Annotated in this window: 22 protein-coding genes and 1 pseudogene; 9 read left to right on the top strand and 14 right to left on the bottom strand. The window is 71.3% G+C overall.

The genetic code is table 11. The features are described from left to right. Positions 1-42: 42 nt before the first annotated feature. From B5557_RS32295 to B5557_RS45450, 3 genes and pseudogenes are all read right to left on the bottom strand, one after another. Positions 43-582, bottom strand: coding sequence for a GNAT family N-acetyltransferase (locus B5557_RS32295; RefSeq protein WP_079662757.1), 540 nt, complete (start codon positions 580-582; stop codon positions 43-45). A 25-nt stretch (positions 583-607) separates the two neighbouring features. Continuing rightward, a complete protein-coding gene (locus tag B5557_RS32290) occupies positions 608-1165 on the bottom strand; it encodes a GntR family transcriptional regulator (RefSeq protein ID WP_173877873.1) in 558 nt (185 codons plus the stop codon). A gap of 3 nt (positions 1166-1168) precedes the next feature. After that, a pseudogene (locus B5557_RS45450) lies at positions 1169-1381 on the bottom strand (winged helix-turn-helix domain-containing protein); the annotation flags it as partial. Between the two features lie 211 nt (positions 1382-1592). On the opposite strand from B5557_RS45450, the gene B5557_RS32280 reads away from it, so the two are divergent. Further along, complete coding sequence (locus B5557_RS32280) at positions 1593-1916, top strand: hypothetical protein (RefSeq protein ID WP_079662755.1); 324 nt, start codon at positions 1593-1595, stop codon at positions 1914-1916. A gap of 372 nt (positions 1917-2288) precedes the next feature. Here B5557_RS32280 and B5557_RS32270 read toward each other — a convergent pair whose 3' ends face one another. From B5557_RS32270 to B5557_RS32245, 6 genes are all read right to left on the bottom strand, one after another. Continuing rightward, entirely contained in the window at positions 2289-2771 is a 483-nt protein-coding gene (locus tag B5557_RS32270; RefSeq protein ID WP_079662753.1) for a WapI family immunity protein, read from the bottom strand. Between the two features lie 24 nt (positions 2772-2795). Further along, positions 2796-3071: a SpoIIE family protein phosphatase gene (locus B5557_RS32265; protein WP_079662752.1), complete on the bottom strand. Its 276-nt coding sequence runs from the start codon at positions 3069-3071 to the stop codon at positions 2796-2798. A 56-nt stretch (positions 3072-3127) separates the two neighbouring features. After that, positions 3128-4384, bottom strand: a complete 1257-nt coding sequence (locus B5557_RS32260; RefSeq protein ID WP_079662751.1) for an MFS transporter — start codon at positions 4382-4384, stop codon at positions 3128-3130. Between the two features lie 122 nt (positions 4385-4506). After that, complete coding sequence (locus B5557_RS32255; RefSeq protein WP_079662750.1) at positions 4507-5565, bottom strand: endonuclease/exonuclease/phosphatase family protein; 1059 nt, start codon at positions 5563-5565, stop codon at positions 4507-4509. A gap of 210 nt (positions 5566-5775) precedes the next feature. After that, on the bottom strand, positions 5776-6417 hold the full coding sequence (locus B5557_RS32250) for a TetR/AcrR family transcriptional regulator (RefSeq protein ID WP_099938230.1): 642 nt from the start codon (positions 6415-6417) through the stop codon (positions 5776-5778). A gap of 55 nt (positions 6418-6472) precedes the next feature. After that, positions 6473-8065: an MFS transporter gene (locus tag B5557_RS32245; protein WP_079662749.1), complete on the bottom strand. Its 1593-nt coding sequence runs from the start codon at positions 8063-8065 to the stop codon at positions 6473-6475. Between the two features lie 180 nt (positions 8066-8245). Here B5557_RS32245 and panB point away from each other — a divergent pair, with 180 nt between their 5' ends. The 3 genes from panB to B5557_RS32230 all read left to right on the top strand — a co-directional run bounded on the left by panB (position 8246) and on the right by B5557_RS32230 (position 11185). Continuing rightward, positions 8246-9121: a 3-methyl-2-oxobutanoate hydroxymethyltransferase gene (gene panB / locus B5557_RS32240; RefSeq protein ID WP_079662748.1), complete on the top strand. Its 876-nt coding sequence runs from the start codon at positions 8246-8248 to the stop codon at positions 9119-9121. 223 nt (positions 9122-9344) lie between these two features. Next, entirely contained in the window at positions 9345-10370 is a 1026-nt protein-coding gene (locus B5557_RS32235; protein WP_079662747.1) for an ATP-binding cassette domain-containing protein, read from the top strand. Continuing rightward, positions 10367-11185 carry an ABC transporter permease gene (locus B5557_RS32230; protein ID WP_079662746.1) on the top strand — a complete coding sequence of 273 codons (819 nt, stop codon included), beginning with the start codon at positions 10367-10369 and terminating at the stop codon, positions 11183-11185. Before B5557_RS32235 ends, B5557_RS32230 begins: the two co-directional genes overlap by 4 nt. Positions 11186-11232: 47 nt before the next feature. Here the strand turns inward: B5557_RS32230 and B5557_RS32225 are convergent, their stop codons facing one another. Continuing rightward, positions 11233-14568: an AfsR/SARP family transcriptional regulator gene (locus B5557_RS32225; RefSeq protein ID WP_231976107.1), complete on the bottom strand. Its 3336-nt coding sequence runs from the start codon at positions 14566-14568 to the stop codon at positions 11233-11235. Positions 14569-14740: 172 nt separating this feature from the next. On the opposite strand from B5557_RS32225, the gene B5557_RS32220 reads away from it, so the two are divergent. After that, positions 14741-15541, top strand: a complete 801-nt coding sequence (locus B5557_RS32220) for a site-2 protease family protein (RefSeq protein WP_079662744.1) — start codon at positions 14741-14743, stop codon at positions 15539-15541. Here B5557_RS32220 and B5557_RS32215 read toward each other — a convergent pair. Next, complete coding sequence (locus B5557_RS32215) at positions 15531-15722, bottom strand: hypothetical protein (RefSeq protein WP_079662743.1); 192 nt, start codon at positions 15720-15722, stop codon at positions 15531-15533. The genes B5557_RS32220 and B5557_RS32215 overlap by 11 nt on opposite strands. Positions 15723-15782: 60 nt before the next feature. Next, positions 15783-16511 carry an NADPH-dependent F420 reductase gene (npdG, locus tag B5557_RS32210; RefSeq protein ID WP_079662742.1) on the bottom strand — a complete coding sequence of 243 codons (729 nt, stop codon included), beginning with the start codon at positions 16509-16511 and terminating at the stop codon, positions 15783-15785. A gap of 103 nt (positions 16512-16614) precedes the next feature. On the opposite strand from npdG, the gene B5557_RS32205 reads away from it, so the two are divergent. Together B5557_RS32205 and B5557_RS32200 are read left to right on the top strand one after the other, a co-directional pair. After that, on the top strand, positions 16615-17211 hold the full coding sequence (locus B5557_RS32205) for a hypothetical protein (RefSeq protein ID WP_079662741.1): 597 nt from the start codon (positions 16615-16617) through the stop codon (positions 17209-17211). 132 nt (positions 17212-17343) lie between these two features. Then, positions 17344-18669: an MFS transporter gene (locus B5557_RS32200; protein ID WP_079662740.1), complete on the top strand. Its 1326-nt coding sequence runs from the start codon at positions 17344-17346 to the stop codon at positions 18667-18669. Positions 18670-18714: 45 nt separating this feature from the next. Here B5557_RS32200 and B5557_RS32195 read toward each other — a convergent pair whose 3' ends face one another. Beyond that, on the bottom strand, positions 18715-18951 hold the full coding sequence (locus B5557_RS32195) for a hypothetical protein (protein WP_079662739.1): 237 nt from the start codon (positions 18949-18951) through the stop codon (positions 18715-18717). Positions 18952-19008: 57 nt separating this feature from the next. Here B5557_RS32195 and map point away from each other — a divergent pair, with 57 nt between their 5' ends. Continuing rightward, complete coding sequence (gene map, locus B5557_RS32190) at positions 19009-19866, top strand: type I methionyl aminopeptidase (RefSeq protein WP_079662738.1); 858 nt, start codon at positions 19009-19011, stop codon at positions 19864-19866. 124 nt (positions 19867-19990) lie between these two features. Further along, positions 19991-20638 carry a biliverdin-producing heme oxygenase gene (locus B5557_RS32185; protein ID WP_079662737.1) on the top strand — a complete coding sequence of 216 codons (648 nt, stop codon included), beginning with the start codon at positions 19991-19993 and terminating at the stop codon, positions 20636-20638. Between the two features lie 63 nt (positions 20639-20701). Here the strand turns inward: B5557_RS32185 and B5557_RS32180 are convergent, their stop codons facing one another. Further along, on the bottom strand, positions 20702-21067 hold the full coding sequence (locus B5557_RS32180) for a hypothetical protein (protein WP_079662736.1): 366 nt from the start codon (positions 21065-21067) through the stop codon (positions 20702-20704). Positions 21068-21125: the final 58 nt, after the last annotated feature.

Here is a 21125-nt window from a genome sequence, read left to right as displayed (position 1 = left end):
CCCTGCCAGCACTTGGTAAGTCCCCACCATGCGCCGATCCCATCAAAATGCGCCCACGGGCGGGACCGGACCTGCCGCCGGAGCCACGTAGCAGACGGCATCGATGCACTGTCCTCTGCCGTAGTGATGCACGATGCGCCCCGTCCTCAGCCAGCCGAGGCGCTCGTAAAGGCGTATGGCTGCCGCGTCCTTGACCATCACGTCGAGGACCAGGCGGAGGTCATGGCTCAGCCCGTAGCCCATGGCCGTGCGGACCAGTTGCTCGCCCACGGCGTGCGTACGTGCGTCCCTGACGACGAAGAGACGGGCGAGCACCCCGATCCGCTGCTCGTCGTCCCTGCTCTGCTCAACCCACAGGGACACCGCACCCTCGCCCCGCGGCCTCATCACCGCGACATGGCCGACGATCCGCTGCCCCGCCGCCGCGACCCAGGAGGCCAGTACGTCGTCCGACCGAAGCCATTCCTCCGGGCGGGCCACACCCTCGACGGGGTATCCGTCGGTGGCATGCACGTCCGTCAGTGCCGCTGCCGCGCCGGGGAGATCGGCGTCCTCGAAGCGGCGGATGACGGTGCTTTCCATGCGGGGCTCCTGGTGGGCTCGGCGTTCATTCGACGGGCAGTTCGTAGAGCAGACCGGTCCGGTCCGCGCGATGCACGTACCGGGAGACCTCGAACGGCTCCCCCTCCTGGTCCAGACTCGTGTGCAGGACCTCGATGACGGGGACTCCGGAGGGCAGACCGAGAACCGCGGCTTCAGCCGGCGTCGGCATGCGCGCGGTGATCTCGTCCCGTACGCGCGTCATGACGTGGCCGAGTTCTTCGAGTCGGCCATAGATCCCGTCCTGGCCGGTCCTGGGCTGCGTCAGAGGCGTGCCCTCGGCCTCGTCCCACCGGAGGTAGGTCGAAACGATCTGCACAGGTTCGTCGTCGGCGAAGTAGTGGTTTTCCCGGTGCAACACGCTCTCCTCGTCGGCAGGAACACCCAGGCGCTCGGCGATGCCTCGGGGCGGGTTCTCACGGGTGATGCCCACGACGTCGATCCGGGCCTCCTTGCCCTGGCGCCTGGCTTCGAGCCGAAACGGGGTCAAGCCGGTTTCGCGGTTGCTGCGTGAGTAGCGGTCGCTGCCGAAGCGGAACAACCGCTGCCGCTCCCGTACGAACACCCCACTTCCCTGTCGGGCCGTCACCAGCCCTTCTTCCGAGAGGATCCGGATCGCCTCGCGGGCCGTGTTGCGCGCGGCTCCCTACTGCTGGGCGAGGGTGCGTTCGGAGGGCAGCTTGTCGCCCGGCGCGAGGTGCCCGGCCTCGATGGCGGCTCGTAGTTCCTCCGCGATGCGTCTGCTCGGCGGTTGGTTCGAGGAGCGGGCCGACGTTGTCATACCCGCAGCATATCAACTGGCTTAAGCCACTTACTTGACGCGGGTCACCCCCCGTAGTCAAACTGGCTTGAGCCAGTAACCGGCCGCTGTTGGCCGGCCCGTGCTGGGACGGTGCCCTACCGCCAAGCAGACGCACCGTCCCAGTCCCTTGGAAGGGAGCTTTCATGATGCCCGTGACACCGATGGACGCACACCCCCCAGGGGTGCGCGCGTGAACTACGACCGAGAGCCCCTCCCAGCGCCTGCGACGCGCCTACGGCTGCTGCCGTGGGAGACCGATACCGGCAAGCCGTGCTTTCTGTCCGCCGACAGCACCGGCGGCCCGCTGTCCCGGCTCGCCGACGAGATCGAGGCGGACCAGCTCAGGGACGGAGCGAACGTCCTCGCAGGCGCGAGAGCCGTCCTCGACGATCGCAAGGCCGGCGAGTTCGCGTTACGGCGCGCCCTCAGCGCAACCACTCAGGTACTCGGCGATGTTCTGCGCATCGCCGACAGCCGGGGAGCCCGACTGCCCCAGCCGAGCGAGCACCCGTGACGACGACCGACGCGCCGGCCCTGTCCCCCGAGTGCACGCTGGCCCGCAAGCCCGGCTACGAGGACGTCCACGCCTGGTGTCGCCAGACGCATGACGTACCGTTGCCGCATTCGACAGGCGTACTGCTCGTACGCCGCTGCCGTTGTTCGTGCCATCGGCAGCCGCCTGCCAGAGACCCATCGTGAGGGCAGTCACCGGCCTGCTCCTGTACGTGGCGGCCGTGACCGCCCTGGTGCTCGTGCGGACGCGGTCCTGACGCACCCCCACGGCGGCCGCTCGGGTCAGGGCCGCACCTGATCCCCGTCGTGCCGCGACCGCTCAGACACGGCACGACGGGTCTGGCACTCCCGTTCCCGTGCCCCGCGAAGATGATCAGCGGGTCGGGAACGAAGCCAGAGCAAGATCCCACTGTTCAGCTGCCTGAAGCAGAGCAGGTGCAGCTACCTGCACCTCCACGAAGTACTGGTAGATGTCTGCTCCGTTTTCACCCTGCTGCCATGGGGGTGCCGCCTCCATGGACAGGTGCACGCGAATCACCGCACCGTCCTCGCTTCGATCGACGAGGCTGAAGGCCAGGACCGGCTCGACGAACCACGTGTCCGGCGACAGCCCGCCGTCGGCATCAGGTCCGATCGCCGCAACCGTCCCCGCAGCCACCGCACGCAGCCAGGCGGATACCTGGCGGGCTTCATCGGTCAGCAGACAGGGATCAGCGAAGGACCAGACGCCCTCCGGAGTCGTCACAGCGCCACCGACGACCAGCCAGTTGTCATCGTATGAGTCGCCGCGGACCACAGAGAACTGGTACCGCAGTGGGCTGAGCTCGACACCGCTTACCTGATCACCCAAAAGCACTGCCAAAGGGTGTCACAGCCCCACTCAGAGACCCCAGTTGGGCTGGAGCAGGAGCAGGGCGATGTCGTCGTTGTGTTGGGTGGCGTGGCGGGTGTGGTGGATGAGGTTGTCCACGAGCCGGTGCAGGGGACGCCCGCTCGACTCGCCGAGGCGGTGGGCGAGGTCGGCGATGGCGTGGGCGATGTCCGTGCCGGGGGTCTCCATGAGGCCGTCGGTGTAGAGGGCGAGGAGCGCCCCCGGCGCCAGGGGCAGTGTGGTGAGCGGATAGGAGTGGGTTCCGAGGCATGGTGGCGACGGCATGTGGATCAGCGCGAGCGGCCGTTCTGCCGCACAGGACAAGCCCAGGTCACCCGACGTCAGTGACGGTCCCCCGCGTGCGCCGTCTCCCCCGCGTGCGCCGGCTCCGCCGCACGCGGCAGATGGGTCGCGACGACCCGTTCCCGGCCGGTGGCGCCGGCGAAAGACCTGCGGCGGTCGACGACGTACGCGACGCCCGCCACCCCCAGGCCCAGGACTGCCAGCGCCGCGCCCGCCGTCGCCGGGGATGTCGCGCCGAGGCCGGCCGCCAGGGCCAGGCCGCCGATCCAGGCGCCGCCGGCGTTGGCGAGGTTGAAGGCGGCCTGGTTGGCGGAGGAGGCCAAGGAGGGGGCTGTGGACGCCTTCTCCATGACCATCAGGTTGAGCGGGGTGCCCGCGACGAAGGCCGCGACGCCGAGGAGGACGACGGCCAGGGCGCCGCTCCACTGTGCGCGCATCAGCAGCGGGAAGAGTGCCAGGACGACCGCGAGGGACGTCAGGCCGGCGAACAGGGTGCGCCGCATCGCGTGGTCGGCGAGGCGGCCGCCCAGCAGGTTCCCGATGGTCGCGCCGACGCCGAACAGCGCCAGCAGCAGGGTCACGCTGGAGTCGGCGTAGCCGGCCGCGTCGGTGAGCATCGGGGTGATGTAGCTGTACGCGGAGAAGAGGGCGCCGAAGCCCGCGACGGTGGTCCCCAGTGCCAGCCAGACCGGCAGTGACCGCAGCGCCGCGAGTTCGCCGCGCAGGCCGGTGGCGGGCGTCGCCCCGGGCAGGGTTCGCGGGATGAGGAGGGCGAGCGAGGCGATCGCGGCGAGGCCGATCACGCTGACGCCGAGGAAGGTGGCGCGCCAGCCCAGGTGTTGGCCCATCAGTGTGGCCACCGGCACGCCCACGATGTTGGCGACCGTCAGGCCGAGGAACATCAGCGACACCGAGCGGGCCTTGCGTTCCGGCGCGACCATGCTCGTGGCGACGACCGCGCCGACGCCGAAGAACGCGCCGTGCGGCAGTCCGCTGAGGAAGCGGGCGGCCAGGAGCGAGTCGTAGCCGGGGGCGAGGGCGGAGAGGGCGTTGCCCGCGACGAAGAGTGCCATCAGGGAGATCAGGACGGTCCGGCGGGGCATCCGGGCGGTCACGGCGGCGAGCAGCGGCGCGCCGATGACGACGCCGAGCGCGTACGCCGAGACCAGGTGGCCGGCCGTCGGGATCGAGACGTGCAGGTCGGCGGCGACTTCGGGCAGCAGGCCCATCATCACGAACTCGGTGGTGCCGATGCCGAAGGCACCCACGGCCAGGGCGAGCAGGGCCAGGGGCATGGAGGACTTGCCTTTCAGGGAGAGCGGGGACTGACGTTCATCATACGATTCGTATGTTCACGTACGGAACAAAGTCTGCCCGGCCCGGTATTCCCCCGGCACTCCAGCGGATGACCTGCTGGTTACGGTGTGGTGACCTTCACCCGTGCGGCCACCGGGAGGTGGTCGCTGCCCGTCCGGGGCAGGGTCCACGACGTGACCGGGTCCACGCCCTTCACCATGATCTGGTCGATCCGCGCCATCGGGAACGACGCCGGCCAGCTGAAGCCGAAGCCGCTGCCGGCCGCGCCCTGCGTGGAGCGCATCTGGGAGGTCACCGCGTTGAGGGAGCGGTCGTTCATGGTGCCGTTGAGGTCGCCGAGCAGGATCACCCGGGGCAGGGGCTCGTCGGCGATCGCCTCGCCCAGCGCGTTCGCGCTCTTGTCGCGCTGCCGGGCGGTGAACCCGGCCTGCAGCTTCACCCGCACGGAGGGAAGGTGGGCGACGTAGACGGCGACCTGTCCCTGCGGCGTCGCGACCGTCGCCCGCATCGCACGCGTCCAGCCCAGCTTGATGTCGACGGGCTTCACGCCGCTCAGCGGGTACTTGCTCCACAGGCCGACCGTGCCCTGCACCGAGTGGTACCTGTACGTCGCCGCCAGCGCCTTCTCGTACACCGGCACCGCCGAGTCGGTCAGCTCCTCCAGGGCCAGCACGTCCGCCTCGGACGCGGCCACGTCACGGGCGGTGCCGGAGGGGTCGGGGTTGTCGGCGTTGACGTTGTGGGTGGCGACGGTGAGGTCGCCGCCGCCGGTCTTGTCGCCGAGGAGCCCGCCGAAGAGGTTCAGCCAGACCACGGCCGGCAGGACGACGGCGATCAGCGCCGTCGCCGACCTGCGCACCAGCGCCAGCACCAGCAGCACGGGGACGAAGACGCCGATCCAGGGCAGGAACGTCTCGGTGAGGCTGCCGAGGTTGCCGTAGCGGTTGGGGATGCGCGAGTGCACCAGCATCACCAGGGAGAACGCCAGCGCGAACCCGGTGAGGACCAGGCCCCGCCGCCAGATGCGCGGGTCGCCGCGCCAGCCGCCGAAGGCCCGGTCGAGCAGAGTGCCGATCAGGCGCCGGATGCGGAATCCCCGAGGCTCGGGTCCCGAGCCTCCGTTGTCACCCGTCTCCGTCATGTACGCCTGCTGCGCCATACCGTCGCCTCACTGCCCGCCGTGCACACCGTCCGTCCCCCGGGTACGACCCTAGGGGATGTTCGGGTTCGTTCTCGCCGTCCCGTGACGGCCGTACGGGCACGAGGACGAACGGGCCGCTCCCACGGGTTCCGGCGCCGGGCCACACGGACCGGTCTGTGACGAAACGTGCACATGGGGCCGGACGGACCGACGGCGGCGCCCTCGGCCCTACGCCGCCGGGGAACTGACGGGCCGTAGTCCCGCCAGCAGTGTGTCGACGATGCGTTCCGGGAGGTCGTCGGGGAGTTCGGCGTCCGGGCGCAGGATCGCGCGGACCAGCATGGGGCCGACGACGAGGTCGTTCACCAGTTCCACGTCCAGGTCGGCGCGGAGTTCGCCGTTCTCCTGACCCCGGCGCAGGACGTCGATGCCCATCCTGCGCCGGGGCGCTATGACCGAGTTGTGGTACGCCGCCCAGATCTTGGGGCTGCTCTTCATCTGGGCGTGCACGTTGTGCAGGATCGCCGAGGAGCGGTTGGCGAGGCCGCGCCGCCGCAGCCCCTCCAGCAGCACGATCAGGTCGTCGCGCATGGAAGTGCCCGGGAGTACCTCGGAGTCCGCGGGTTCGGCGGCGCGCAGGACGTCGACGAAGAGCTCCTCCTTGCCGCTCCAGCGGCGGTAGATGGTGGCCTTGCCGACGCCGGCGGTGCGGGCGATGCGCTCGATGGAGATCTCGGCGAGCGGGACGCCCTCCTCCAGCAGCCTCATCGTCCCCTCGATGATGGCGCGTTCCACGGCCTCGCTCCGGGGCCGCCCCCGAACCGGCTGCTCCGCGGTTCCGTTGTCGGTTCCGCTCTCGGCGAGGCTCACGTCCACTGATTCCTTCCTCTGATCCCTTCGTCGTACCGGGGAATTGTCGCCCGGGCTACGACTTCGACTGGACCAACTCCCCCTCCTCCGTCTCCTCCTGTGCCGGCTTCGCCCGGCCCGGCAGGAACAGGGCCACCACGACCGCGCCGAGGAAGGCCACCCCCGCGCCGCACAGCGCGGTGATGTGCATGGCGTGCAGGAACGCGTCGTTGGCGGGGGCGATCAGGCCCTGGCCACGTCCGCCGAGCTTGGCGGCGACCCCCAGCGTGGCCTCGATGGACTCGCCCGCCGTCTCGCGCAGCCCCGCCGGCAGCGACCCGAGGCTGTCCTGGATGCCGCCCCGGTACGACGTGGAGAGCACCGAGCCGAGGACGGCGATGCCGAGCGCGCCGCCGATCTGACGGAAGGTGTTGCTGAGCGCGGAGGCGGAGCCGGCCTTCTCGCGGGGCAGGGACTGCATGATGACGACACTGGTGGGGGTCATCACATGGGCCATTCCGGCGCCCATGCAGAAGAAGACGACCTCCAGCAGCCAGATCGGCGTGTCGGCGTCCAGCGTGGCGAACGCGCCCAGGGTCGCCGTGAGGACCAACATCGCCGCCGTGGTCGTGGCCCTGATCCCTATGCGGTCCACGACCAGCCGGGCGCGCGGCGCGAAGACCAGCTGGGCGGCGGCCAGCGGAAGCAGCAGCAGACCCGACTGCAGCGGCGAGTAGCCGCGCACGCTCTGGGTGTAGAAGACGGAGAAGAAGGTCACGCCCATCAGCGCGAAGAAGACCAGCATGATGACGGTCATCGCGGCCGAGAAGACCTTGTTCTTGAAGTAGCTGACGTCGATCGACGGATGGTCGCTGCGCTGCTCGAACACGATGAACGCGGCGAGGACGGCGAGGCCCGCGCCTATGGTCGACAGCACGGTCGCATCGGTGAAGTCGGCGAGTTCGCCGCCCTTGATGATGCCGTACACGAGCAGGACGAGGCCCACCACGGACAGGACCACGCCCACGGGGTCGATCCGGCCGGGGTTCGGGTCGCGCGAGTCGGGCACCAGCCACAGCATGAGGCCGAACGCGAGGAGCACGATCGGCACGTTGATGAGGAAGACCGAGCCCCACCAGAAGTGGTCCAGGAGGAGACCGCCGGTGATCGGCCCTATCGCGATGGCCAGACCGACCCCGCCGGCCCAGATGCCGATGGCCTTGGGCTGCTCCTCGCGCTCGAAGACGTTCATCAGAACGGCGAGGGTGGCGGGCATCACGAAGGCGGCGCCGAGGGCCATCAGCGCGCGGAAGGCGATGAGCTGGGCCGGCGAGCCGGACTCGGCGGCGAGCGCGGAGCCGACGCCGAAGACGGCGAGCCCGCCGAGCAGGACCTTCTTGCGGCCGATGCGGTCGCCGAGCAGGCCGGCGGAGAACAGCAGTCCCGCGAAGACGAGCGTGTAGGCGTTGATCGCCCACTCCAGCTCGCTCTGGGTGGCGCCGAGCCCGGTCGGGGCGGGTGTCGAGATCGTCTTGATCGCCACGTTCAGGATCGAGTTGTCGAGCACCACGATCAACAGGCTCAGCATCAGCACGCCGAGGATCGCCCAGCGACGGCGGTGCACCGCTTCCGGTATCCGCGGCGCGGTGGGGACGGCAGGAGTAGTCATGCCGTCGAGCCTAGGACAGTTCCGATACGAGACCGTCTCGTATCGATTTTCTTACCGTGTTTCTTACTGAGGCCTTACCCACAGGGGGCGCTCTGGCCCTCCCTGGCACGAGGTGCCACCATGGGAGGTGGTCCGGGGACGCCGTGAGGGCGCCTCGAGATGACGTTAGGAGCCGTTGCAATGACGCAGCTTTCGGCTGCCCAGACTGCGCAGCAGACCACCTCCGACGGCAGCAAGGCGCTGTACGGGGGCAAGGGCACACGCCGTATCACCGTCCGCGACATCGGCCTCGCCAAGGAGCGCGGCGAGAAGTGGCCCATGCTCACCGCCTACGACGCGATGACCGCGTCCGTCTTCGACGAGGCCGGCATCCCGGTGATGCTGGTGGGCGACTCGGCGGGCAACTGCCACCTCGGGTACGAGACGACCGTGCCTGTCACCCTCGACGAGATGACCATGCTGTCGGCGGCGGTCGTGCGCGGCACACAGCGCGCGCTGATCGTCGGCGACCTGCCCTTCGGCTCCTACCAGGAGGGTCCGGTGCAGGCGCTGCGCTCGGCGACCCGGCTGGTGAAGGAGGCCGGGATCGGCGCCGTGAAGCTGGAGGGCGGCGAGCGCTCGCACCGCCAGATCGAGCTTCTGGTGGAGTCCGGCATCCCGGTCATGGCGCACATCGGCCTGACCCCGCAGTCCGTGAACGCGATGGGCTACCGCGTGCAGGGGCGCGGCGAGGAGGCCGCCCAGCAGCTGCTGCGGGACGCGAAGGCCGTGCAGGACGCGGGCGCGTTCGCGGTGGTTCTCGAGCTGGTTCCGGCGGAGCTGGCGGCCGAGGTGACGCGCGTGCTGCACATCCCGACGGTCGGCATCGGCGCCGGTCCCGAGACGGACGCGCAGGTGCTGGTGTGGACCGACATGCTGGGGCTGACCGGCGGCCGGGTCCCGAAGTTCGTGAAGCAGTACGCCAACCTGCGTCAGGTCATGGGCGACGCGGCGAAGGCGTTCGCCGAGGACGTCGTCGGCGGAACGTTCCCGCAGGAGGAGCACTCCGTCCACTAGAGCCGACTCCTGAGCCGGCTCCTGAGCCGACTCCTGAGCCGACTCCTGAGCCGGCTCCCAGAACCAACTCCGCACCATGGCAGCCCGCCGATCTTCCCCCATCGGCGGGCTGCTCCCCTTTGGTTGCTGTGTTCGTCGGGATTCATCGGTGGTGTCGGTGGTCTGTCGGGGGTGTAGGTGGTCTGTCGGCGGTTTGTCGGTGGGGCTTGGCACTGTTTCCTGCATGACGCGAATCGACAAGAACCCCAGTGGCGCGGGAAGCGCTGTGACCGTTCGGGGGTTGGTCAAGCACTACGGCGAGACCAAGGCACTGGACGGCGTCGACCTCGAGGTGCGGGAGGGGACCGTCATGGGGGTGCTCGGGCCGAACGGCGCCGGGAAGACCACCCTCGTACGGATCCTGTCCACGCTGCTCGCTCCCGACAGCGGGCACGCCACCGTCGTCGGCTACGACGTGGTACGCCAGCCCCGGCAACTGCGCCGGGTGATCGGGCTCACCGGGCAGTACGCCTCGGTGGACGAGAAGCTCCCCGGTTGGGAGAACCTCTACATGATCGGTCGGCTGCTCGACCTGTCCCGCAAGGAGGCCAGGGCCCGTGCCGACGAACTGCTGGAGCGGTTCTCGCTGACGGAGGCCGCCAGGCGGCCGGCGAGCACGTACTCCGGCGGCATGCGGCGCCGGCTCGACCTCGCCGCCTCGATGATCGGGCGACCGCAGGTGCTGTTCCTCGACGAGCCGACCACCGGCCTCGACCCGCGCACCCGCAACGAGGTGTGGGACGAGGTCAAGGCGATGGTCGGAGAGGGCGTCACCGTCCTGCTGACCACCCAGTACATGGAGGAGGCCGAGCAACTCGCCTCCGAGCTGACCGTCGTCGACCGGGGCAAGGTCATCGCGGGCGGTGGCATCGAGGAGCTGAAGGCCCGGGTCGGCGGCCGGACGCTGCGGATACGGCCCGCCGACCCGCTCCAGCTGCGGCCGTTGGCCGGCTGGCTCGACGAACTCGGCATCACCGGCCTCGCCACCACCGTCGTGGACGCCGAGCGCGGGTCACTGCTGGTTCCGGTGCTGAGCGACGAACAGCTGACCGCGGTGATCGGCGCGGTCACCGCGCGCGGCATCACCCTCTCCTCCCTCACCACCGAACTGCCCAGCCTGGACGAGGTGTTCCTGTCCCTCACCGGCCACCGCGCCAGTGCCCCGCAGGACGCCCAGCCCACCGACACCCGCGAGGAGGTCGCGGTATGAGTGCCGCCACCCTTGACATCAGCACGGCCGCCGACACGCGGATCTCGTTGCGCAGCCATGCCCGGCACACGGGGGCGCTGATCCGGCGCAACCTGCTGTGGATCCGGCAGGACCCGGAGTCGATGTTCGACGCCGTCCTGTTCCCGGTGATCTTCACCCTGCTGTTCGTGTACGTCTTCGGCGGCTCCATCGGCCAGTCGCTGGGCGGCGGGCAGGAAGCGTATGTGCAGTACGTCGTCCCCGGGCTGCTGGCCATGATGGGGATGAACATGTCCCAGGGCGTGGGCACCGGCTTCAACACCGACTTCAACTCCGGGGTCATGGACCGCTTCCGGTCCCTGCCGATCGGGCGCGGCTCGGTGCTGGTCGCCAAGATCGTGGTGGAGCTGATGCGGATGCTCCTCGCATGCGCGATCCTGCTGATCGTGGGCGTGCTGGTGGGCTTCGACATCACCAGCTGGCCGGGGCTGTTCGGCGCCGTGGGGCTGGCCACCGTGTTCGGCTCGGCGCTGATGTGGGTGTTCATCACCCTCGGCGTGATGATGAAGAGCGCGCAGTCCGTGCAGGCGATGGGCTTCCTGGTGCTGATGCCGCTGCAGTTCGGCTCGTCGATCTTCGCGCCGACCCGGTCCATGCCGGGCTGGCTGCAGAACTTCACCGACTACAACCCGCTGTCCGCGCTCGCGGACGCCGCGCGCGGAATGATGGTGGGCGGCCCGGTCGCGCACGGCCTGTGGGTGACCCTGGCCTGGTCGGTGGGCCTGACGGCGCTGATGGCGCCGGTCGCCATCCACAAGTTCCGCACCAAGAACTAGCTTGATCCGCCGGGCAGGCCCTCACCGGTCGGGGCGGCTGTGGCTCGTCACACCAGGGCGGTGGCCTCCTCGTAGGAGAGGCCACCGCCCTCGGCGTACGCGGCCTCGAAGGCCGTGTCGCCGAGGGCGGCGCGGGTGCGGGTCATGGCCAGGGCGCGTGCCTCGCGCTCCCAGCGCGGGGGCACGTGGCGCGACGGCAGCAGGGCGTCGGCGGCGCCCAGACAGCGGGCGCCGGCGGCGGCTCGGCTGCCGCCGTCGACGCTGCTGAGCGCGATCGCCGCGACGCAGAGGTAGACGGAGCGCATCTGCGGGGCGATGGCCGCGGACAGCGGTTCCGTGGCCCGCCGCAGGGCGGTGCGGATGTCGGTCAGGGCCTGTTCGGGCCGGCCGTCGACGGCGTTCAGCCAGGCCTCCGCGCCCAGCAGGAAGGCGTCGAAGACGGCGAAGTGCCCGAAGTCGAACCCCGCGCGCAGCCGCTGGAGTTGTTCGCGGGCCTCGGGGCGGCGGCCGGCGGCGGCGAGCCAGCCGGCGAAGAAGAGACGGGCGGCGGGGATGGCCTCGCTGCCGACCTGCTCGGGGCCGTCGATCACCTCGCGCAGCAGGCGCTCGCCCTGCTCCTCGTCCCCCGCCTCCAGCAGCACACTGCCCAGCCGGGCGCGCAGGACCGCCAACTGGGCACGGGCGCCGATCCGTTCGGCGTGTTCCATGGCGTCCTCGTAGTCGGCGGCGGCCCGGTGGTAGGCGCCCAGCCGTTCATGGGCCTCGGCGCGGGCGGAGAGCGCCTCGGCGGTGCCCCAGGCGTCGCGCAGGCGCCGGAAGATCTCCAGCGCCTCGTCGGCGTCCCGGAAGGCGTCGTCGGCCGACTCGGAGCGGTTGGCGAGGATGTTGGCGCGCATCTGCAGACAGGAGGCGAGCTCCCACTCGTAGCCGGGCGTGCGGCGGCAGGTGTCGACGTTGGCGTCGACGATGGTGTGGATGCGTTCCAGGTCGCTGGTCATCAGCACGGCGAAGAACCAGAGCATGCCGGGCACCCGGCAGGTCTGCGGGAGGCCGGGCTCGTAGGCGGCGGCGATCAGCCGCAGCTTGGCCTGTGCGGCCGGGGCCTGCCAGGCCTCCATCTCGGTGTCCATGCAGGCGAGATGGGCCAGGTGGACACCGCGCCGGGCCTCCATGAGGATCTCGCCGGTCAGCGGGGGCGGAGTGTCCGTGCAGGGCTTCCACACCGGGGCGGCCCGGCGCAGGGGTTCGGCGAACGGGTCGGGGCCCAGGGCCATGACCTCGCCGCACCAGGTGCGGGCCTCGATGCGCAGGTCGCGCATCTGCCAGTACCAGGTGAGGGACAGGGTGAGGCTGAGGGCCTCCTGCTCGTCAGTTGCGTCGACGGCGCGGCGCAGCGCGGTGCGCAGGTTCTCGTACTCCAGCTGGAGGCGGTCGACGGCGGCGCGCTGACCGGGTCCGCGCAGCAACGGCTCGGTGGTGCGGGCGAGTTCGCGGTAGTACGTCAGATGCGCACGTTCGGCGGCGGCCCGCCCGCCCGACTCGTCCAGCCGCTCGGCCGCGTACTCGGCGACGGTCTCCAGCAGCCGGTAGCGCATGTCGCCGCCGGGGGCGGGGGCGGCGACGACGAGCGACTTGTCGACGAGGGAGGCGAGCAGGTCGAGCGGGTCGCGCGCGGCGGGGCCGCACACCGCCTCGACGGCGGCGAGGTCGCAGCCGCGGGCGAAGACCGACAGCCGGGCCAGGACGTCACGTTCACCGTCGTCGAGCAGGTCCCAGGACCAGTCGACGACGGCCCGCAGGGTCTGCTGGCGGGGCAGGACGGTCCGGCTGCCGGAGGTGAGCAGCCGGAAGCGGTCGTCTAGCCGGTCGGCTATCTGACGGGGCGTCAACATCCGTAGCCGGGCGGCGGCGAGCTCGATGGCGAGGGGCAGCCCGTCGAGGCGCCGGCAGATCTCGGCGCAGGCTTCGGGGTCGTCCTCGGTGCGGAATCCGGGGCGGGCCGCCGCGCCCCGGTCGGCGAGCAGCCGCAGCGCGACCGGCTCCGGCAGCGGATCCAGCGGGCGCAGCACCTCACCCGGCACGCCGAGCGGCTCGCGACTGGTGGCCAGCACCGTCACCCGCGGGCAGCGCGCCAGCAGCTCCTCGACGAGCCGGGCGGCGGCCTCGACGACGTGCTCGCAGTTGTCGAGGACGATCAGCATCCGCCGTCGGGCGCAGTGCTCGACCAGGCGGTCCATGGGGTCGTCGTGGCGCTCCGCGACGGCCCGCATCTCCTCGGCGCCGGCGCCGTACAGCACGGTCTCGCGGGCGCCCACGGCGGTGAGGACGGCCTGCGGCACGGCGTCCGGGTCGGCGACGGGCGCGAGCTCCGCGAGCCAGACGCCGTCGCGCGCCCCGGGCCGTTCCGCGTCCCGTACGGCTTCGGCGGCCTCCTGCGACAGCCGCGTCTTGCCGGCCCCGCCGGGCCCGAGCAACGTGACGAGGCGCGCGCTCGCGAGGTCCCCGCGGATGGCCGCGATGTCGTCCTCCCGGCCGACGAAGGAGGTGAGCCGGGCACGGAGGTTGCCCGGGGTCGTGGCCGGCACCTCGGGGGTCACGGGACCCGCCGGCCGGGAGGGCTCCGCCGGCCGGGAGGGCTCCGCCGGGCCGACCGGGCTCGGCTCGTCCGGGTTGAGCAACTCTCCGTGCAGGGTGCGCAGTTCGGGGCCCGGGTCGGCGCCGAGGCGGTCGGCGAGCAGTCGGCGGACGTCGTCGTAGGCGGCCAGCGCCTGGGCGGTGCGGCCCGCCTCGCGCAACGCGCGCAGCCGCAGGGCCTGAAGGGGCTCGTCCAGGGGGTGGGTGTCGCACAGGGCGGTGAGTTCGGGCAGTGACTGCTCGCCGTGGCCGAGGGCGATCGCGGCGGTGTGCCGGGCCCGCACCGCGTCGAGGCGGCGGGCCTCCCAGCGGGCCGCCTCGGCGGCGCGGTCGGGCAGGTCGGCGAGGGCCGGGCCGTGCCACAGGGCGAGGGCGTCGTCGAGGAGGGCGGCCGCCTTGGCGGGGTCGCCGTCGGCGAGGGAGCGGGCGCCGTCGACGGTCAGCCGCTCGAACCGGTGCAGGTCGACGTCGTCGGGGGCGGCGGCCAGCCGGTAGCCGCCCTCGGCTGAGTCGATCGCGCCCGCCCCGAGAGTCCGGCGCAGCCGCCCGACCAGCGCCTGGAGTGCGCCCGCCGCGTCGGCGGGCGGATCCTGGGCCCACACCTCCTCGGTCAGCAGCCCGGCGGGAACGCTGCGCCCGGCCCGCAGCGCCAGCACAGTGAGCAGAGCACGCAGCCGCGCCCCGCCGACGGCGACGGAGGTGCCGTCCGGACGAAGGGCCTGGGTGGTGCCGAGGATGCGATAGCGCACGGGGTCATTCTCTCCGCTGGGTTCGGGGACGGTCACGGGGTTCGGCCGGGTGGCGTGGCGACTCGGTCCACCCTCCTAGGAACCGGTTGCCGCCCGCGAGACGTTTTCCCTGTGCGCCCCGGCCGGGTACGGTCGGGCAGTTCCACACGTGCGTACGAGTTCAGGGGGCCCCATGACCACCGCCACCAGCCGCAGCAGCGAGCGGCGGATCAGTCCCGTCTTCCTCGGGATCGTCGCTGTGACGGCGGTGACCGGCTGGGCGACCTGGACGGGGTTCGCCGAGCAGCCGGGCGTGGCGGTGTTCCTGTTCGTGACGGCGGCCTGGATCGTGTCGCTGTGCCTGCACGAGTACGCACACGCGCGTACCGCCCTGCACAGCGGGGACATCTCGGTCGGCGCGAAGGGATATCTGACGCTCAACCCGCTGAAGTACACCCACGCGCTGCTCAGCATCGTGCTGCCGGTGGTGTTCGTGATCATGGGTGGGATCGGTCTGCCGGGCGGCGCGGTCTTCATCGAGCGGGGGCGGATCCGGGGGCGGTGGCGGCACAGTCTGATCTCGGCGGCCGGTCCGCTGACGAACGTGCTGTTCGCGGTGGTGTGCACGGCACCGTTCTGGCTGGACGCGATGGACGGTGTGCCGGACGAATTCCGGTTCGCGCTCGCCTTCCTCGCGATGCTCCAGGTGACGGCCGCGCTCCTGAACTTCCTGCCGGTACCGGGTCTGGACGGCTACGGGATCATCGAGCCGTGGCTGTCGTACAACGTCAAGCGGCAGGTGGAGCCGTTCGCGCCGTTCGGCCTGCTGTTCGTGTTCGTGCTGCTGTGGGTGCCGGCGGTGAACCGGGAGTTCTTCGACATGATCGACGCGATGCTGCGCGGCCTGGGAATCAGCGACCTGGACTCGTACTGCGGTCAGTCGCTGTACCGCTTCTGGGAGGGCACGGACGACTTCTGCGCGGTCAGCCGGTGACGTCGGCCCCGACGGCCTTGCGCGCCTTGTCCCGCTTCACGTAGTACCAGGTCATGTTGGACGACAGGCCGGCGAGCAGCACCCACACGATGCCCAGGAAGCTGCTCTGGACGAAGGAGACGACCGCCGCGGCCACGGCGAGGACGCAGACGACGAGGGTGTAGAGGGCGAGGCGGGGCATGTCGGTCGGCTCCTGTCGGGGGACACTGCGAGGCTGCTGCGACCAGTGTCCCCCATGCGCTCATACGTCGGTGACGCGCAGCCCCGCGTGGGCCTTGTAGCGGCGGTTGACCGAGATCAGGTTGGCGACCAGGGACTCCACCTGGTGGGCGTTGCGCAGCCGCCCGGCGAACACGCCGCGCATGCCGGGGATCCGGCCGGCCAGCGCCTGCACGATCTCGACGTCGGCGCGCTCCTCGCCGAGCACCATCACGTCGGTGTCGATCTCGTCGATCTCCGGGTCCTGGAGGAGGACCGCCGAGAGGTGGTGGAAGGCGGCGGCGACCCGGGAGTCCGGCAGCAGGGCGGCGGCCTGCTCGGCGGCGCTGCCCTCCTCCGGCTTCAGCGCGTAGGCGCCCTTCTTGTCGAAGCCGAGCGGGTTGACGCAGTCCACGACGAGCTTTCCGGCCAGCTCCTCGCGCAGGGACTCCAGGGTCTTGCCGTGGCCGTCCCAGGGCACGGCGACGATCACGATGTCGCTGCGGCGCGCGGTCTCGGCGTTGTCGGCGCCCTCGACGCCGTGCCCGAGCTCGTCGGCGGCGGCCTGGGCGCGGTCGGCGGCACGGGAGCCGATGATCACCTTCTGGCCGGCCTTGGCGAGCCGGTAGGCGAGGCCCTTGCCCTGCGGGCCGGTCCCGCCGAGCACGCCGACGACCAGTCCGGAGACGTCGGGAAGGTCCCAGGGGTCCTTGGCGGGGGCCTTCGCCGGGGCGGCCGCGGGCGTGTTGTGTGCACTGTCGGTAGAGGTCATGGGCCGACTTTACGTGGGCGTGTCGGGTGCCCTTTCGCCATGCCGGGTGAAGGTGCGGCGAACCGTCCGCCCCCGGTGGCCGATTGGGGCAGGATGCGGCCGCATGGACGCCGTACGGGTCGCGCTGTTGCGTGAGGTGCTCGCCGGGACCGAGTGGCTGGGGGCCACCCGGAGGTTCGGGGCGGTGCTGCGAGGGTCGGTGGTGTCGCACGGGGGCGGGCTGCTGCTGGTGGGGACGGCGGAGTACGAGCCCTGGCATCTAGCGGCGCACCTGGTGGACGAGGCCGCCTGGTCCGGTACGCCGGAGCTCACGCCGACGCTCGTACGGCATGACGCGCGCCCCTCGGATCCAGCGCACCTCGCGGTGGGCCTGGGCCGGATCGAGGCGGCCCGACGGGGAGAGACGCTGCTGGTGGCGTCGCCGGCGGGGGACGCACCGCTGCTCGAACGCGTGTCGGAGGCCCGCCGGGCCGGTGTCACGGTCCTCGCGCTCGGCCCCGGCGAGGGGGACCTGACGACCCTGGCCCACGAGACGCTGCCCGTGCCGGACGGCTCCGAGCTGGACCTCGACACCGTGCAGCACCTGGTGAGCGCGGCCGCCGGCCAAACGTTGCCGCCGACGAGAAGGCGCCGCCGCCTCGCCGACCGCCTCACCCACCTGGCCGAGCGTCTGACGGCGCCACCGCCGCCCCCTTGGTGACGTTCGTCTTGGTGACGTTCGTCTTGGTGACGTTCGTCCCCACCTGGGGTCGTGACACCGGGTGGCTGGTTCCTTCGGTGGGGTCGAAAAGGAGTTGCCGCCCTCTTCGGCGGCCCTCGACCATGGCCTTTCGTGACCGACGACGACTCCCCCGCCGCTTCCGCTCCGCCTCCCTCCGGGTTCCGCGCGCTGCTTCCCGATCTCGCGCCGTGGCGGGCCTCGCGGGATTTCCGGCGGCTGTGGGTGTCGGGGACGGTGTCCAACTTCGGGAGCTTCCTCACCTTCGTCGCGCTGCCGGTGCAGTTGAAGGAGCTGACCGGGTCGGCCACGGCCGTCCGGGCGATCGGGGCCGTGGAGCTGCTGCCGCTCCTGGTGTTCGGGCTGTACGGCGGGGCACTCGCGGACGCGTGGGACAAGCGGAAGCTGATCGTGTGGACGGAGGTCGGGCAGGGGCTGCTCAGCGCGGTGCTGCTGGTGAACGCGCTGCTGCCGGGGCCCGCCGTCTGGCCGCTGTACCTCGTCGCCGCACTGTCCTCCGCCCTGGTCTCCGTCCAGCGGCCCGCGCTGGACTCCCTGTGGCCGCGGATCGTCGCCCATGAGCACCTGCCGGCGGCGGCCTCGCTGAACTCCCTGCGGTGGACCGTGGGCGGGGTCGCGGGACCGGCTCTCGCCGGCGTCGTCGTGGCGTACGCGGGCCTCGGCTGGGCCTACGCCGCCGACCTGCTCACCTTCGTCGTCTCCGTGGCCCTCGTCGTCGGCATCGCCGCCTCACCGGCAGCGCACGAAGCCGCCAAGCCCTCCCTCAGGGCCATCGCCGAGGGCGCCCGGTACGCGTGGGGCCGCAAGGAGCTCCTCGGCACGTACGCCGTGGACCTCGCCGCGATGTTCCTCGCCATGCCGCTCGCCGTCCTGCCGTTCCTCGCGGACGAGCTGGACGCCGAGTGGTCTCTGGGGCTGATGTACGCGTCGGTTCCGGCGGGGGCGCTGCTGGTGAGCCTCACCAGCGGCTGGACCTCGCGGGTGCACCGGCACGGGCGGATGGTCGTGCTGTCGGCCGCGCTGTGGGGCCTGGCGATCGCGGGCGCGGGGCTCGTGGGCGACGTATGGCTCGTGCTGCTGTTCCTGACTTTGGCCGGCGGCTTCGACATGGTCAGCGGGATCTTCCGCGGGGTCATGTGGAACCAGACGATCCCGGACGAGCTGCGCGGGCGGCTGGCCGGGATCGAGTTGCTGTCCTACTCGGTGGGCCCGACCGTCGGCCAGGTGCGCAGCGGCGGCTTCGCGGCCTGGCTGGGGGTGCGGACGTCCGTCTGGTCGGGCGGGGTGCTGTGCGCCGGCGCGGTGGGCCTGCTCGCGCTCTGCCTGCCGGGGCTGATGACGTACGACGCCCGCACGAACGAGCACGCGGCGCGGCTGCGTGAGAAACGGACGGCGGCCGCGCCTGTCGTGGGCGTGTAGATCGTCGACGGGTGGGTCGTGGACGGGTGGGTCGTGGACGGGTGATCAGTCGTCGTCCGTGGCGGCGCCGCCCGTCGGGGTGTCGTGCCACTTGGGGTCGTTCTCCCACTGGAGGTTGCGCTCGCGGGCGGTCTCCATCGCGTGTTCGGCCTCCGCGCGGGTGGGGTACGGGCCGAAACGGTCCTTGCCCGGGCAGTCCGGCCCCTCCTCGACCTTCTTGTGCTCCAGGCAGTAGTACCACTCACCCGGCTTGCCGACGGTCCGCTTCTTGAACAGGGGCATGACGGCTCCTCTCGCCACCGACATGTTCCCCCATGGCCGCTCGTTAGACTCAACTCCATGTCTGGCCAGTCGCTGCTCGTTCCAGGGGTGCTGTCCCCCACCCGTTCCGTGCCGGGAAACATCCGTCGCCCCGAGTACGTCGGCAAGCCCGCGCCGACGCCGTACACCGGGCCGGAGGTGCAGACGCCCGAGACGATCGAGGCGATGCGCCGGGCCGGCCGGATCGCCGCGCAGGCGATGGCGGAGGCCGCGAAGCTGATCTCGCCGGGGGTCACCACCGACGAGCTCGACAAGGTCGCGCACGAGTACATGTGCGACCACGGCGCCTACCCGTCGACCCTGGGCTATCGCGGCTTCCCCAAGTCCCTGTGCACCAGCGTCAACGAGGTCATCTGCCACGGCATCCCGGACTCGACGGTGCTGCGCGACGGCGACATCGTCAACCTGGACGTGACCGCGTACATCGGCGGCGTGCACGGCGACAACAACGCCACGTACCTGGTGGGGGACGTGGACGAGGAGTCGCGGCTGCTGGTGGAGCGGACCCGGGAGTCCCTGGAGCGGGCGATCAAGGCGGTCCGGCCCGGCCGGCAGATCAACATCATCGGCCGGGTCATCGAGTCGTACGCCAAGCGCTTCGGCTACGGCGTGGTCCGTGACTTCACGGGTCACGGCATCAACTCGTCGTTCCACTCCGGGCTGATCATCCCGCACTACGACAGCCCGCACGCGACGACCGTCATCCAGCCCGGGATGACCTTCACGATCGAGCCGATGCTGACCCTCGGCACCCACGACTACGACATGTGGGACGACGGCTGGACCGTGGTGACCAAGGACCGCAAGCGGACGGCCCAGTTCGAGCACACGCTGGTGGTGACGGAGACGGGGGCGGAGATTCTGACCCTGCCGTGACCGTCGGCCGGAGAGCGCCCGCCCTGCCGGGGCGGGCTTTCTCTTGTAGACTTTTACCGACAGAGTGTCGGCAAGTTCCGGCAATCGCCGACAGCGGGTCGGCGAGCGTCGGCCGGGAGGCGCTATGGACTCCTTCTCGACGGCCATCCGCGCGGCGTCCCACGAGCAGCACGTGGCGGCGGAGACCTCGCCGTTCATGAGCGACCTCCTCGGCGGCAGGCTCGGCGTCGACGCCTACACGCGCTACACCGAACAGCTGTGGTTCGTGTACGAGGCGCTGGAGGCCGGGGCCGAGGGGCTGGCGTCGGATCCGGTGGCCGGGCCCTTCATCCGGCCGGAGCTGTTCCGGCTCGGCTCGCTGGCGCGGGACCTGGCGCATCTGCGGGGCACCGGGTGGCGGACGGGCCTTTCGGCCCTGTCGGCGACCGAGGCGTACGCGGCGCGGGTGCGGGAGTGCGCCGAGCGGTGGCCTGGCGGCTACATCGCCCACCACTACACGCGCTACCTGGGCGACCTCTCCGGCGGGCAGATCATCCGCGACAGGGCGGAGCGCGCCTGGGGCTTCGAGCGCAGGGGCGACGGTGTCCGCTTCTACGTCTTCGAGCGGATCGGCAACCCGGCGGCGTTCAAGCGGGGTTACCGCAGGCTGCTGGACGGGGTGCGCGCGGACGACCTGGAGAAGCAGCGGATCGTGAGCGAGTGCAAGCGGGCCTTCGCGCTGAACACGGCGGTCTTCAGGGCCCTGGGCGAGGAGTTCCCGCTCTCGGCGTGAGCGGGCTTCGCGGGCGGGCGGGCCGGGCCCCGTCGCTCCGCGGCGAGGGGGCCCGGTGCCGGGTCAGATGATGTGGCAGTGCTTGCCGGCCCAGAAGATGTCGGCCGAGGACGTCTTGACCGCGCCGATGTACGGGCTGCAGCTGCCCTTGTCCTCGTCGAAGTAGTGCCGGTGACCGGAACCCTCGTCGGACTCCTTGTACCCGCGGCCCTCCTCGGACTCCTTGTACCCGCGGCCCTCCTCGGACTCCTTGTACCCGCGGCCCTCCTCGGACTCCTTGTACCCGCGGCCCTCCTCGGACTGGTGGTAACCGCGGCCCTCGCCGGAGTGGCGGTAGCCGGCGTCCTCGTCGGCGGTGGCGGTCGTCGCACCGGCGGCGGCGAGGGCGATGCCCAGGACGGTTGCGGCCAGAACTGAACGGATACGCATGGCGTTCCTCTCACGGGACTGAGTGGTCACGCCCAAAGGTCCCCGATCACCCCCGCCG

Source organism: Streptomyces sp. 3214.6, assembly GCF_900129855.1.
Taxonomy (GTDB): Bacteria; Actinomycetota; Actinomycetes; order Streptomycetales; family Streptomycetaceae; genus Streptomyces; species Streptomyces soliscabiei.
This window is presented reverse-complemented; position numbering and strand designations above follow the sequence as displayed.